A 13,623-nucleotide genomic window follows, 5' to 3' on the forward strand; every position below is an offset into this window, starting at 1 on the left:
CGGCTGTCGGCGCGACCCGACTCGTCACACGGTGGACTACACGCCGATGCCCGCGGGCGGAACAGATGTGTCGGATCCGCGGAGTTCACCTGGAATTCCTCAGCGGGCTGGACGGATACGGCCGGTGACCTCGCCCAATCCGATCCGGGCCGATCGGGGGCCTGGAGCCGTTGCGGTGATGGTGACCTCGTCGCCGTCCTCCAGGAAGGTGCGCTCCTGATCGTTCACCCGAACGGGTTGGCTCCCACCCCAGGACAGTTCGATGAACGAGCCGCGTTCGTACGAGGCCGGACCGGAGATGGTGCCGGAGGCATACAGGTCGCCGGTGCGGGTCGACGCGCCGTTCGCGGTGAGGTGAGCCAGCATCTGTGCCGGCGACCAGTACATCCGGGCATAGGGCGGATACGCGACCGATTGGCCGTTCCACACCACGGTGAGATCGATGTCGAGGCCCCAGTGCTGTGCTCCGCGCAGATAAGGTAGTGGGGCAGGGGATTGGTCCGGCAGTGGTATCCGGGCGGCCTCGAGGGCGGCCAGCGGGGTGATCCACGGCGACATCGAGGTGGCGAAGGATTTGCCGAGGAACGGGCCGAGCGGCTGGTACTCCCATGCCTGGATATCACGGGCGGACCAGTCGTTGATCAGTGCGACACCGAAGACCCGGTCGGCGAATTCATCGATATCGACCGGTACGCCGAGCTCCGAACCGCGACCGATCACGTAACCGAGCTCGGCTTCGATGTCCAGGCGCAGTGCGGGTCCGAAATCAGGTGTGCCCGAATCGGTTCTACGCTGACCGCGGGGCCGCACCACATCGGTGCCCGAGACCACCACGGTGCCAGCTCTGCCGTGATAGCCGACCGGCAGGTACCGCCAATTGGGCAGGAGCGGATCACCGTCCGGGCGGAACATCCGGCCCAGGTTCGTCGCGTGCTCGATGCTCGCGTAGAAGTCCACGTAGTCGCCGATCCGCACCGGCAGCCGCAATGCCACATCGGCAAGCGGGTATACCGCGTCCGCGTCGATCTCACCGTCGACGAGTTCGCGCACCCGTTCACGTACTTCGCGCCAGCGGTCCGGGCCCTTGGCAAGGAAGGCGTTCAGCTCCGGTGCCGCGAATACCGGAGCATCGAGTGTCGCGGCCAGATCGATGACCTGATCGCCGTACCGTACCCCCACCCGGAAATCCTTTCCGGCCGGGGCGAACACTCCATAGGGCAGATTGTCCGGTCCGAACCGGGACTCGGCGGGCACCTCGATCCGGGTCCTCATGCAGGCCCCTGCCCGGACCAGGTCCACGCGTAGTTCGGGTCTTCGCAGGCCAGCGCGCCCTCACCCAGTTCGAGCGGTCGGAAGGTATCGACCATAACGGCCAGTTCATCGAAATACTCGACACCGATGCTGTTTTCGTACGCACCTGGCTGCGGTCCGTGGGCGTATCCGCCTGGGTGCACCGATACCGAGCCCTGAGTGATCCCTGACCCCTTCCGCGCCGCGTAGTCCCCGCCGCAGTAGAACATGATCTCGTCGGAGTCCACATTGGAGTGGTAGTACGGCACCGGAATCGATAGGGGGTGGTAGTCCACCTTGCGCGGTACGAAATCGCAGACGACGAAGTTGTTGCCCGCGAAAGCCTGATGCACGGGCGGCGGTTGATGGATGCGGCCGGTGATCGGTTCGAAGTCGGCGATATTGAAGGTGAACGGATACAGGCAGCCGTCCCAGCCGACCACATCGAACGGGTGCGTGGCGTAGACCATGCGGGTGCCGAGGACCTGCCCGGCGGGCCGGTGTTTGACCAGGACCTCCACTTCGGTACCGGTCGCGGTGCTCGGTTCGGCCGGGCCGTGTAGATCGCGTTCGCAGTACGGAGCGTGTTCGAGCAGCTGACCGAATCCGGACAGATACCGCTTGGGTGGGGTGATGTGACCGGTGCCCTCGATCACATACGCGCGCAATGGTTCCGCACCGCCGGGCAGCCAGCGATGGGTGGTGGCGCGTGGGATCAGCACGTGGTCGCCCTGCCGCGCGGACAGCGGTCCGAAGACGGTTTCGACCAGCGCGGTACCGGATTCCACGTACACCAGCTCGTCGCCGATGGCGTTGCGGTACAGCGGTGATCCACGTTCTGCCACCACATAGGAGATGCGCACATCCGGATTGGCCAGCAGTAGCCGCCGTCCCGTGACCACATCGGTCTCGGCCGCAGTGGCACCGGGGAACAGTTCGTGCAGACGCAGATGTCGATGGCGCAGTGGATGATTCGGTGTAGTCGACTGATCGGGCAGCTCCCATACCGTCGAATCGACGAGCGCCGGAGGCAGGCCGCGGTGATAGAGCAGGGCGGAGTCGCCGGAAAAGCCCTCTTCACCCATCAGCTCTTCGTAGTAGAGCCTGCCCTGCTCATCGCGATGCTGTGTGTGTCGTTTCGGCGGTACCACACCCACGTGCCGATAGAACGCCATGCCCGTTCCTCCGCAGGACGGTGGTCGGATAGTTGATCACCATCGTAATGATCGGGGCCGGTGGCCGGAGCGAAATCAGATGCTGTCCACATTAATTTCGCCGAATTCATCCGCGTTTGCCTGTGGAACTATCGGTCGATCTCGGTATGTGTCGAATAAATTGTTGTCAGAGCTGGACGGTGTGGCGCATCCGTGGCCCGCCGGGGTTACTCAACCCGCGGCGAACTCGGCGATCACCGGAGCGTGATCGCTGGCGCCTTTACCTTTGCGCTCCTCGCGGTCGACAGCCGCTTCGGTCACGCCCGCCGACAGCGCCGGGGAGGCGAGGATGAAATCGATGCGCATCCCTTCCTTCTTCGGGAAGCGCAGCTGGGTGTAGTCCCAGTAGGTATAGACACCTGGCCCCGGTGCGAACGGCCGCATGACATCGGAGTACCCGGCATCGACCACGGCGTGGAAAGCATCGCGTTCGGGCTGGGAAATATGTGTTTTGTCGGCGAAGTACTCCACCGACCACACATCGTCGTCGGTCGGCGCGACATTCCAGTCGCCCACCAGGGCGATCTTCGCCTGCGGGTCCTCGGCCAGCCAGCGGGCCGCATTGTCTCTGAGCGCGGCGAGCCAGGCCAGTTTGTAGGAGTAGTGCGGATCGTCCAGTGCGCGCCCGTTGGGCACATACAGGCTCCATACTCGCAGATCGCCGCAGGTCGCCCCGATCGCGCGCGCCTCGACCGTCGGATTGTCGAGCAGCGATTCCCCCGCGTCCTTGTCGAACCCCGGTTGATCCGGGAAGGCGAACTCGATATCGGTGAGGCCGACCCTGGAGACGATCGCCACACCGTTCCACTGGTTGATGCCCAGATGAGCCACTTCGTAGCCGAGTTCGTCGAAGCGCTCGAACGGGAACTGGTCATCCCGGCATTTGGTCTCTTGGATGGCCAGGACATCGATGTTCTGCCGGTCGAGCCAATCGGCGACCCGGTCGATCCGGGAGCGGATCGAGTTGACGTTCCAGGTGGCGAGACGCACGGTGACCTTTCGGGTATGTGAGGTGGCAGGTGGGTGAGCGGTGCCGGGTCCGTTCTACCCCGGACTGTCCGATTCGGCGAAAGGCGCGGGTGCCGCGTAGCGGTAGGTGTGATGTTCGAGGAAGCCGAGCCCGCGGTACATCGCGAGTGCGGCCGTGTTCGTAGCCGCCACCTGGAGGTAGGCGTGTGTCGCACCACGGTTGCTACCCCAGCGCACCAGTTCGGCGCAGATCAGCGCGCCGAGGCCGTGCCCGCGGTGCGCGGCGGCGACGGCCACGCAGGAGAGGCCGATCCAGCGTCTGCCATCCGGTGCGGTGGTGAGCGCGCCGCGGCCGATCGCCAAGGAACGGGGCAGGCCGAGTGAGGCGAAGCCGAGTTCGCCGTCGTGGATGGCGGTGAGCACATCGGGGTCGGGTACGGGGGCCGAAATCGCTTGTCCGGTGGGGTCCTCGCCGGTGTAGCGGTGTGTGTCGAGCCAGCTGTCGTCGGGTTCTGTGGCGATGCGCACCATCGAAGGCCCTTGTGGCAGGACGAAATTATCGATATCCATGGCCAGGACGAGTGTTTCGCCCTCGCTGCGCCAGCCGTGCGGGACCGTTACCAGCCGATCGGGTAGGGCGAATCGCATGGGCAGGCCTTGCGCGGTGTACCACGCGCCGATCCGATGCAGCGTCTGCGTGGACAGCACAGCGGGCTGTGCGGAGCTGCCCAGCGGTACCGCGGAATTCGCGCGCCTGGTGTAGCCATGGCCCGCGCGCGCCAACCAGCCGTCGATCCAGGTGTGTGTGGTGCCGGGCCAAGCCGAGGCGGCGGCGGCCTCCAACGCACGGATCTCGGCGGTGCGAATCGGCCTCGGGCCGATGGCCTTCAACGCGACTACGCGGTCGGAGGTCACCGAGACGACCCGCCCGCCGGTACCACGCACCGTCGGCGGATCAAGGCAGACGAGTTCGCCGATCACATCGGTCAATGGCTGGGGGTACCCCGCCGGCAGCCGGTAGCGCAGCACTACCCGGCGGCCGAGCGGGATATCCGGCAGGTGAGCGCTCGGCTCAGTCATCGTGCCCGAACGGGTCGGGGTCGGTGCCGGGCAGCCAGTTCAGTCCAGGGGTGCCCCAGCCGTTGCGCTTGATCGCCTTCTTCGCCGCGCGCGCGTTGCGACCGATCAGCACATCCACGTAGAGGTATCCATCGAGATGGCCGACTTCGTGCTGGAGCATACGGGCGAAGAACCCCTTGCCCTCCACCTCCACCGGCTCGCCGTGTTCATCGGTTCCGGTCACCTTGGCCCATTCGGCGCGTCCGGTGGGGAACTGCTCGCCCGGCACCGAAAGGCAACCCTCTTCGTCGTCGGGATCGGGCATGGTCTCCGGAATTTCCGAGGTTTCGAGCACCGGGTTGATCACCGCCCCGCGGCGGCGGGTCGCGGTACCGTCCGAGGCCACGTCCGGGCAGTCGTAGACGAACAAGCGCAGCCCGATGCCGACCTGGTTGGCCGCGAGTCCGACGCCGTGTGCCGCATCGAGAGTGTCGTACATGTCCGCGATGAGCGGCGCCAATTCTTCCGGTGATCGGGTGACTCGCGCGGTCGGGGTGTGCAGAACCGGGTCGCCGACGATCACGATCGGGAGGATTGCCATGGGCCAATTATGGCCGTGGGGCTCCGGTCACAGCGCTCCGGGTACCCGGAGCGCGACACACCCTATGCGCAGGTAGCGAACACGCCGTGGCGTAGGCAGGGACATCGGTGGCCTGCGTGATCGAATGGCTGTCGTGGTTGAATGATCCGGACGCGCATGCTCCGGATGTGCATGGTCGAAGGTGTGCGTTATTCAGCGTGTGCGTGGTCCAGGCTGCGGAGCGGTCCAGGATGACGAGCACAGATTTCGTCTGGTGGTCACTCGGCGAGGGAGCAAGATGGACGGCGCAGCGGTACGGAATCCTTCTACGGTCGAGAGCGGTTCTTCCGTGGGCGAAGAGGCCACGGCGGGGGCCGACCTCGCAGGCGACATCACCGGTCTGAGTCGCCGTGAACTCGATATCCTGGCCTTCGAGCGGCAGTGGTGGAAGTACGCGGGCGCCAAAGAAGAAGCCATTCGCGAACTGTTCGGCATGTCGCCAACCCGGTACTATCAGGTGCTCAACGCCGTTGTCGACCGGCAGGAGGCGCTGGCCGCCGACCCGATGCTGGTGAAGCGGCTGCGCAGGCTGCGAGCGAGCAGGCAGAAAGCGCGTGCGGCGCGGCGACTGGGTTTGCGGGTCTGAACGGCGATGCGGACCCGGATTCGCCCGGCAGGACTAGGCTCACCAGAGTGAGTTACCCGAATCCCACCTCCGGTGGGCCACCGTTGCGTGCGCTGGCGATGGTGCTGATCGCACTGGCTATCGTCTTCGCGGTCCTCGGCGCGATGTCGCTGTCGAATTCCGACGCGGATGTCTCCGATGCCTCGGGAACCGGCTCGGCCTCGGCGACGACTCGATCGGCGACCTCCAGCGTAGTCGCGACCACCAGTGTCGCGGCGAGTGCACCGCCGCCCGAGGTGCCGACCGCGGTCACCCCCTCGGCCCCGGCGGCACCTGCCGCGGGCCGAGCGGTCCGCTCGGTGCCGGTACGAGTACTCAACAACAGTCTGATCACCGGGCTCGCGGCCAAAACGGCCGATCGGCTCTCGGCGAGTGGCTGGACGATCGCGGAGACGGGGAACTTCTCCAGTACGAACATCCCGGAAACCACGGTTTTCTACGGTAGTTCGCCGGTAGAAGAGGAGGCGGCGCGAGCCATCGCCGCGGAGCTCGGCGCAGTGGTCGCACCGAAATCCGGGGTGGTCGGAAGCTCCGGGGCCGGTGTCACGGTTATCGTCACGGGTAACTGATTGTGCGGCCGTTATCGGAAGGTTCGCGTGGCTCGGCGTCGGCACAGCACACGGCCCTGTCGGGGCGCGGAAGGGCGGCCGTGGCATCATCTTGTCCGGTAACGAACCTGTCCGCTCAGCTTTACTCGTAAACTCGGTACTCGTAAAGGAGTTCCCCGAATGGTCTCGTCCACAACTCGTCGCCCGTCCTGGCGGACTGTGACCCCGATGCTCGCGGTCGCGGTCTTCGGCCTCGCCGCCTGCTCGAGCAATCAGGAGTCGAGCGACGTCCAGGGAACTACCCCGCCGGTATGGACCCCTTCTCCCGCTCCGGCAGGCCAGTCCGGGACCGGGCATGGCGCGCAGCACGGCGACAGCGCCAGTGAGCTGACGGTGGAACTGAAGGACCCGGCGGGCGCTTCGGTCGGTACCGCGAATTTCCGTGAGGACGGCGACTATCTCCGGGTCACCGTTTCGGCGCATGGGCTGCGCCCCGGCTTCCACGGCCTGCACGTGCATCAGGTGGGCAAGTGTGAAGCGGATTCGGTCGCACCCACCGGCGGGCCGGCAGGGGATTTCCTTTCCGCAGGTGGACATCTGCAGGTCGGCAGCGCCAACGCCCATCCGGCCAGCGGCGATCTGACCTCGCTCGAGGTGCGTTCCGACGGTATGGCCGAGCTTGTCACCACCACCGATTCGGTCACCTTGGACGACATCGAAGGCAAGGCTCTGATCATCCACGCGGATGCCGACAACTTCGGTAACATCCCAGGCCGTTACGGGCGCGAAGGCGGTGCGTCAGGCCCGGATGAGACCACCCTGGCGACGGGTGACGCGGGTGGCCGCATAGCATGCGGCGTCATCGAATAGAACTGGTGCCATATGGTCGGGGCAGGAATCGAACACGTTCCCTTCCACGGCTCGCCCCGGCCCACCATTGGGGTCGAGTGGGAGATCGCCCTGGTGGACAAGGTGACTCGCGATCTGTCGAATACCGCCGCGGCGGTATTCGACTCGGTCGGTGATCTGCGCGCGCACGACGGTACACCGCAGGTCACCAAGGAGTTGCTCCGAAACACTGTGGAAATCGTCACCGGCGTGCACGATACGGTCGGCGCGGCGGTCGAGGATCTGACCAACACTATGCGCACAGTGCGGCAGGTGGCCGACCCCCTCGGTGTCGATCTGTTCTGCGCGGGCACTCACCCGTTCGCACAGTGGTCGGCCCAGCAGTTGACCCGCTCGGAGCACTATGACGAGCTGATCGAGCGCACCCAGTGGTGGGGCCGCCAGATGATGATCTGGGGCGTGCACGTGCATGTCGGAATTTCCCATCGCGACAAGGTCTTTCCGATCCTGAACTCCCTGCTGCTGTCCTATCCGCATCTGCTCGCGTTATCGGCTTCCTCACCGATGTGGTCCGGATCGGACACCGGTTACGCCAGTAACCGGACGTTGATGTTCCAGCAGTTGCCCACTGCGGGCCTGCCGTTCCAGTTCGAAAACTGGACGCAATTCGAGTGTTTCGTATACGACCAGCTCAAGACCGGTGTGTTCACCCAGCTCGGCGGTATGCACTGGGATATTCGCCCGGCGCCGAAGTGGGGCACCATCGAGGTGCGTGTATGCGACGGGATCTCCACCCGCACCGAGCTGGCCGCGATGGCCGCGCTCATCCACTGCCTGATCGTCGAGCTGGATCAACGTGTGGAGAATGGTGAGATTCTGCCCACGTTGCCGCCGTGGCATGTGCAGGAGAACAAGTGGCGGGCTGCCCGCTACGGTCTGGACGCGATCATCATCACCGACGCCGATAGCAATGAGCGGCTGGTCACCGACGATCTCGAAGACCTGTTGAATAGGTTGGAGCCGACCGCAGCACGGCTCGGTTGTGCGGCGGAACTCGCGCTGGTCGCCGAGATCCCGAAACGGGGTGCCTCGTATCAGCGGCAGCGCCGGGTCGCCGCAGCCGCTCAGGGCGATTTGATCGCGGTGGTGGATGCGTTGGTCGAGGAGCTGCACCTGTAGTACAAGGGGCATCGCTCGGTTGTTGTTCAGTTGGCCCAAAGGGCGGTGTTCACCCTCCGTTTACTATTAGCGGCGTGCTTGTCGAGGACCCGCGTGCCGGATTAAGAGCAGTAGCGCCGAGCGGCCGGGGGTGGCGGACCGGCGCCCTGGTCGCGGTGGCGGTGGTCGCTGTACCTGTTCTGCTGATCGCGTTGCAGGTGATCGCAGCTCGGCAGGGATTCGAAGGCCCGTTGGCGAGTCTGTGGCGAGATTATCTGGGCACGCCGAAATCCATGTCGGTGCCGTGGGCTGGGCTGATTCTTGCGTTGGTGGGCATTTCGGTCCGGCGCAGGCTGTTCGCAGTAGGCATCGCGGTGGCCATCGATATGGTGTGGGCGGGCGTACGGTTATCGACGGGGGCGCCGTTCGCGATCGGCAACGGTCCGACCATCGTGCTCACTGCGCTGGGGTTGCTGGCCTGGTTGCGCTGGACAGGTATCGAGCGGCGCGATGCGTTGCGTTCGGTAGCACTCGGAGCCCTGCTCATCCTGGCTACCAAGGTCGGCGATGTATGGCTGCATATCACGGTGCTCGATAGTCCCGCGGTGCTCGACGAGTATGTGCTCTTGGCCGACCACGCATTGGGCGATCCGTCTTGGGTCCTCGGCCGGGTGATCGAGGCGCTCGGACCGGTGGCCTACGCGGTATTGCATTGGGTGTATATCGAGCTGCCGGTGGCGGCGATCGTCGTGGCCGTCTGGCAACTACGCCGGGTGCTGTCGACGCGGCAGTGGCCCGCGCATCATCTGGTGCGCACCTTCCTGGTGCTCGGGCTCATCGGTCCCCTGGTGTACGTGCTGTTCCCTGTTGTCGGTCCGATATTCGCATTCGGGCCGGATGGTAATGGGCTACAGGTAGGCAATTACTGGCCCGATATGGTGCCGCCGATCGATCGGGATCCGGAGCCACTGCTGTTCGACACGCAAACTCCGCGTAATTGCATGCCGTCCATGCACACCGCGTGGGCATTGGCGCTGTTCTTGCATACCCGGCGTGATATCGACGGCAGCCCCGCACCACGCTTGTTGCGCTGGGGCGGGACATTCTGGCTGGTAGCCACCCTGGCCGCCACCTTGGGTTTCGGTTATCACTACGGTGTCGATCTGATCGCGGGTGCGGTGCTCTGCCTCACGGTCGAGTCGGCGTTGCGTGACCCGGAGCGTGGCTGGGGATGGTTCCGGATCCGGCTGGTCGCCGGTGGCGTAGTGGTACTGGCCGCGCTGCTGTTGTCCTATCGGTATCTCGCGGTGGTCATGGCTGAATACCCGGTGCTCGCGGGCGCCATTGTGCTCGGGTTGCTGGCCGGGTCGATCGCGGCTTTCCACGCGACGTGGTTCTCGAGCGCGCGAGAGCAGCGGCAGGTCGATCCGGACCATGAGCACTATGCCCGGTGACGATCCGTTTCCGAGCCGCCCTCGGGGGGCGCTGTGTTCCGTGGCCGGAGTTTGTGTAGCGCGGCCAGTCCGACCGCACTGCCGATGGCGATAGCGAGTGCGGCACGTCCGGGCAGGGTCTCATGTATCTGCGCATCGTGGCGCCAGTCCGAGTGCATGTTCGGTATCGCCGAGACCACCGTGGGGAGGTAGAGGGCGGTGATCGCGAGAACGCCGCTCGGCGCGTAGCGCGGACGGGCCGTGCCGCAACAGTAGCCCGCTGTTATGGCGATGAAGGCACTGACCGCGGCGAATGCTACGGGTTCTGTGACTGCCGGGGTGAGCATGGCGACGATCGCGAGGATGATGATGAGCAGAATGGCAAGAGCGGCCGAGGACAACCGGGACCCGATCGCGACACCGATGGCCGTCAGCGTGAGCAGTACCACCGCGCCCCAACCGGACTGCACCGCATAACCCATCGCGCCGACCGCTGGGGTGAAGCTCACGGCCAGATATACGCCCGTGCCGTCGCGGCCGGGTAGCAGCATGGCCGCAGCCGTCGCGCTGACAAGCGTGGCTGCCACAACAACCCCGATCTCGATCGTATGGCTCGCCGCGGGCAGCTTGTCGTATTGCCTGCTGAGCCATGCGGTGCCGGCTAATACCGCCGAGGCGAGCACCATGGCGGCGATGATCGGTGCCACCGGCAGCGTAATCGACAGCTGTGGCTCTTTCGGCTCCCTGGTGTGTGCCCAGTTGCGGAAGACACTGATCACCAGCAGAGTCAGGGCTATCTCTAGCATCCAGTGCGGTGGAGTCTGCAGCATCGCGTACGGATTCCGTTCGATACCCAGAAATTCCGCGAGATCACCGAAACTGAAGAATCCGATACTGCCTACCGCGAGCGCCGCACCGGCCAGTGGTCGTCGCAGTACCGCGGCACCGAGCCCGCCGAGCACCACCCCGGCGCACATCGAATCGATGTAGTTCTGTGTGGTGAGCATCTCGGCTGTCGGAGCCCGCCCACCCGCGAAATCGTTGAGCAACTCCACCAGCATGGCCAGCATCGCCGCGATCCAGCCTGCCAGCGGTCGGGCGGTCATAGTGACCAGCACAGCCGTGGTAACCGCGATGACCACTGCCAGTGCCGCGCTGCGCGGCGCGCTGTCGAGCAAGCTGGCGATCTGATACGGCGTCGCCTCGCCATAGCTATCGATCGTGTCCGGCAGGAACAGCGTGACCCCCGCGACTGCGGCCGCTGTGCAGACCGTCGCCGCGTCGACCACCTCGCCGACTCTGCGCACGATTGTCGAAGATACCCGTGATTATCCTGGGAACCGGTGATTGCCGCAGATTTGCCAGAAAATATCTCGCAGCTAAAAGATTCGTCGAAGTCTGTTGCTGGATTCGCTCCGATGTTCGGCTCGGCTAGAGATAGCGGCTCTCGCTTCCCGCTGTCTGCTCGCGATTGCGCGCGTAGTGGCGCAGCGCATCGAGCTGAATCGGGTCGAGTGAGGGACGTGCGACTGTCTTGCCTGCCAGGACGTCTGCCGCGGTGACATCAGCGGCATCCACGTTCCGGCGCATCGCGGCGAGCGCCGCCTCGCGCAGTAAGGCGGTGCAGTCGGCGGCCGAGTATCCGTCCAGCTCCTCGGCCAGCGCATCGAGGTCGACATCGTCGGCCAGCGGCACCGACCGGCTCACGGTGCGCAGGATCTCGCGCCGGGCCGCGGTATCCGGTGGTGGTACGAAGACCAGTCGTTCCAACCTGCCCGGGCGCAGCAGCGCCGGATCTATCAGCTCCGGTCGGTTGGTCGCGCCGAGTACTACCACATCGCGGAGCGGTTCTACGCCGTCGAGTTCGGTGAGCAGCGCCGCGACCACCCGGTCGCCGACACCGGCATCGGCGCTCTGCCCACGGCGCGGAGCCAGCGCATCCACCTCGTCCAGGAAGATCAGCGAAGGTGCGGAATCGCGTGCTCGCTGGAATATTTCCCGCACCGCGCGCTCCGATGAGCCGACCCACCGATCCATGAGTTCAGCGCCTTTGACCGAGTGCACGCTGAGCTGGCCGCTGCCTGCCAGCGCACGGACCAAGAAGGTTTTGCCGCAACCGGGCGGGCCGTAGAGCAACACGCCGCGCGGCGGATCGATGCCGAGGCGAGCGAATGAATCCGGATGGCGTAGCGGCCACAGCACCGCTTCGGTCAGCGCTTGTTTGGTCTCCGCCATATCGCCGACATCATCGAGACTCAGGCTACCGATGGCGAGCTCCTCCATACCCGACCGTGACAGCGGCCGGATCACTTCGAGTGCCCCGAGCAGGTCCGGCTGAGTGAGCTTCGGTTCGCCGTGCTCCCTGGCCCTCGAGGCCGCGCGTAGCGCCGCCTCCCGGCACAAAGCCGCTAGATCGGATACTACGAAACCTGGTGTACGCGAAGCTATCTCATCCAGTTTGAGATCTTCTGTCGGTACCCGGCGTAGTAGCTGCTCCAAGAGGGCTCTGCGCACCTCGGCGGTGGGCAGTGGCAGCGCGAGCTCACGATCGCACAGGTCCGGCGCCCGCAATCGCTGGTCGATTCCGGCCGGATGCGCGGTGGTCGCCAGGAATGCGACGCCCGGTTCGGCGATCGCGGCACGCAGCTGGTCGAGAATGAGCGTGGCGACCGGCTCGGCGTCCACCGGCAGCAGGGCGTCGATATCGGTGATGAGCAGGACGCCACCCTGACCGGAACCGATCTCGGCCACCGCCTGGGCCACTTCGCGCAGCCGGGCGCCGCTCTCGGCCGCACCGATGACCGGACCGTCCAGCTCCACTATTCGCCGCGGCGAGCCCGCCGCACGTGCCAGCGTGGCCTTGCCGACCCCGGCAGGGCCGGTGATCAGCACACCGAGACGTGGTCGTGCGCCGAGTGTCCGTAATAATTCCGGCTCGTCCAAGGCCAGGCTGAGCCATTCGGTGAGCTTCGCGGCCTGGCTGCGCATACCGGCCATATCCTCGACCGATATCCGTGGTGTGCACCCTCTGGCCGCCGCTGTCCGGCCCGCCGTGGCGGCATTGGTGCCTGCCGCCGTGCAGAACGCGACGGCCTCGGTGGCTCCGCGCGATGCCTCGCCGACCGGGATCGGCGTTCCGGCCGATGCCAGGTCGGCGGCGGCCCGTGCGGCGACCGCCCCGGCACCCCAGACGACCGCGGTATTGGGTTGGATGCTCACCGGGCCGCGTGGATCGGTGGCGGTAACGGTGAGCAGTTCGGTGGTCCACGCGATGCCGAAAGTGCGGGAAAGGGCTTGGGTTGCCGCCGTGGAACTGATGTCAGGGCCGAGATCGCGCGGCAGCAGGGAGACCGCATCGCCTACCGTGACCACCTTGCCGAGCAGCGCCTGCCGCAGCGTCGCGGCTGGAATTGTGCGGGTGGCGTGCACCGAGCCGCTGACCGAGACTTGTCGCGCGCCGTACACCGTCGTTGGGGTGACCACCACCGTCGCGTTCTCGCGCAGCCCGGCGTTGGACAATGTGACATCGTCGAGCAGTGCGATCCCGGCGGGCGTTCCCCGGCCCGCGATACCGGCAACCGCAGCCGTGCGTCGCGCGCCGACCAACACGACTCCATCCCATTCCCGCAGACCGAGCGCGGTCAGTACTTCCGGATGTAACCGGACCACTCCGCGCCGAGCGTCGGCGGCGGAAGGGTTCAGTCGGGCGGTGAGCGCCAGTTCTGCCACGGTGCCATTCTGCCGTGTATGCCCGCATCAGGTCACGGCCTGAGGTCTGGGTATCCATATCCGGACGATCTCGGTCGCGGGCCAGGATACGCAAGAGCGGGAATAGCAG

The 13,623-nt window shown here is 65.7% G+C and carries 12 protein-coding genes; 5 read left to right on the forward strand and 7 right to left on the reverse strand.

The genetic code is table 11. The annotated features are described in order from the left end of the window. Positions 1-99: 99 nt before the first annotated feature. The 5 genes from fahA to ACL02S_RS06425 form a co-directional block, all read right to left on the reverse strand. Positions 100-1,272: a fumarylacetoacetase gene (gene fahA, locus ACL02S_RS06405; protein ID WP_412801363.1), complete on the reverse strand. Its 1,173-nt coding sequence runs from the start codon at positions 1,270-1,272 to the stop codon at positions 100-102. Next, positions 1,269-2,465: a homogentisate 1,2-dioxygenase gene (locus ACL02S_RS06410; protein WP_412801364.1), complete on the reverse strand. Its 1,197-nt coding sequence runs from the start codon at positions 2,463-2,465 to the stop codon at positions 1,269-1,271. Before ACL02S_RS06410 ends, fahA begins: the two co-directional genes overlap by 4 nt. A gap of 210 nt (positions 2,466-2,675) precedes the next feature. Continuing rightward, positions 2,676-3,494: an exodeoxyribonuclease III gene (locus ACL02S_RS06415; RefSeq protein WP_412801365.1), complete on the reverse strand. Its 819-nt coding sequence runs from the start codon at positions 3,492-3,494 to the stop codon at positions 2,676-2,678. A 54-nt stretch (positions 3,495-3,548) separates the two neighbouring features. Then, on the reverse strand, positions 3,549-4,553 hold the full coding sequence (locus ACL02S_RS06420) for an N-acetylglutamate synthase, CG3035 family (RefSeq protein ID WP_412801366.1): 1,005 nt from the start codon (positions 4,551-4,553) through the stop codon (positions 3,549-3,551). Further along, positions 4,546-5,133: a peptide deformylase gene (locus tag ACL02S_RS06425; protein WP_412801367.1), complete on the reverse strand. Its 588-nt coding sequence runs from the start codon at positions 5,131-5,133 to the stop codon at positions 4,546-4,548. Before ACL02S_RS06425 ends, ACL02S_RS06420 begins: the two co-directional genes overlap by 8 nt. 277 nt (positions 5,134-5,410) lie before the next feature. On the opposite strand from ACL02S_RS06425, the gene napA reads away from it, so the two are divergent. The 5 genes from napA to ACL02S_RS06450 all read left to right on the forward strand — a co-directional run bounded on the left by napA (position 5,411) and on the right by ACL02S_RS06450 (position 9,806). Then, positions 5,411-5,758 carry a nucleoid-associated protein NapA gene (gene napA, locus ACL02S_RS06430; protein ID WP_412801632.1) on the forward strand — a complete coding sequence of 116 codons (348 nt, stop codon included), beginning with the start codon at positions 5,411-5,413 and terminating at the stop codon, positions 5,756-5,758. A gap of 47 nt (positions 5,759-5,805) precedes the next feature. Next, positions 5,806-6,366: a LytR C-terminal domain-containing protein gene (locus ACL02S_RS06435; RefSeq protein ID WP_412801368.1), complete on the forward strand. Its 561-nt coding sequence runs from the start codon at positions 5,806-5,808 to the stop codon at positions 6,364-6,366. A gap of 159 nt (positions 6,367-6,525) precedes the next feature. Further along, a complete protein-coding gene (sodC, locus tag ACL02S_RS06440; RefSeq protein WP_412801369.1) occupies positions 6,526-7,215 on the forward strand; it encodes a superoxide dismutase[Cu-Zn] in 690 nt (229 codons plus the stop codon). 12 nt (positions 7,216-7,227) lie between these two features. Beyond that, complete coding sequence (locus tag ACL02S_RS06445) at positions 7,228-8,373, forward strand: glutamate--cysteine ligase (RefSeq protein ID WP_412801370.1); 1,146 nt, start codon at positions 7,228-7,230, stop codon at positions 8,371-8,373. Between the two features lie 65 nt (positions 8,374-8,438). Continuing rightward, positions 8,439-9,806, forward strand: a complete 1,368-nt coding sequence (locus ACL02S_RS06450; RefSeq protein ID WP_412801633.1) for a phosphatase PAP2 family protein — start codon at positions 8,439-8,441, stop codon at positions 9,804-9,806. Here the strand turns inward: ACL02S_RS06450 and ACL02S_RS06455 are convergent. Both ACL02S_RS06455 and ACL02S_RS06460 read right to left on the reverse strand, forming a co-directional pair. Further along, positions 9,794-11,092, reverse strand: a complete 1,299-nt coding sequence (locus ACL02S_RS06455; protein WP_412801371.1) for a hypothetical protein — start codon at positions 11,090-11,092, stop codon at positions 9,794-9,796. The two genes, ACL02S_RS06450 and ACL02S_RS06455, sit on opposite strands and share 13 nt — an antisense overlap. Positions 11,093-11,216: 124 nt before the next feature. Continuing rightward, entirely contained in the window at positions 11,217-13,514 is a 2,298-nt protein-coding gene (locus ACL02S_RS06460; RefSeq protein WP_412801372.1) for an AAA family ATPase, read from the reverse strand. Between the last annotated feature and the right edge of the window lie 109 nt (positions 13,515-13,623).

The organism is Nocardia spongicola, assembly GCF_047200775.1.
GTDB lineage: Bacteria > Actinomycetota > Actinomycetes > Mycobacteriales > Mycobacteriaceae > Nocardia.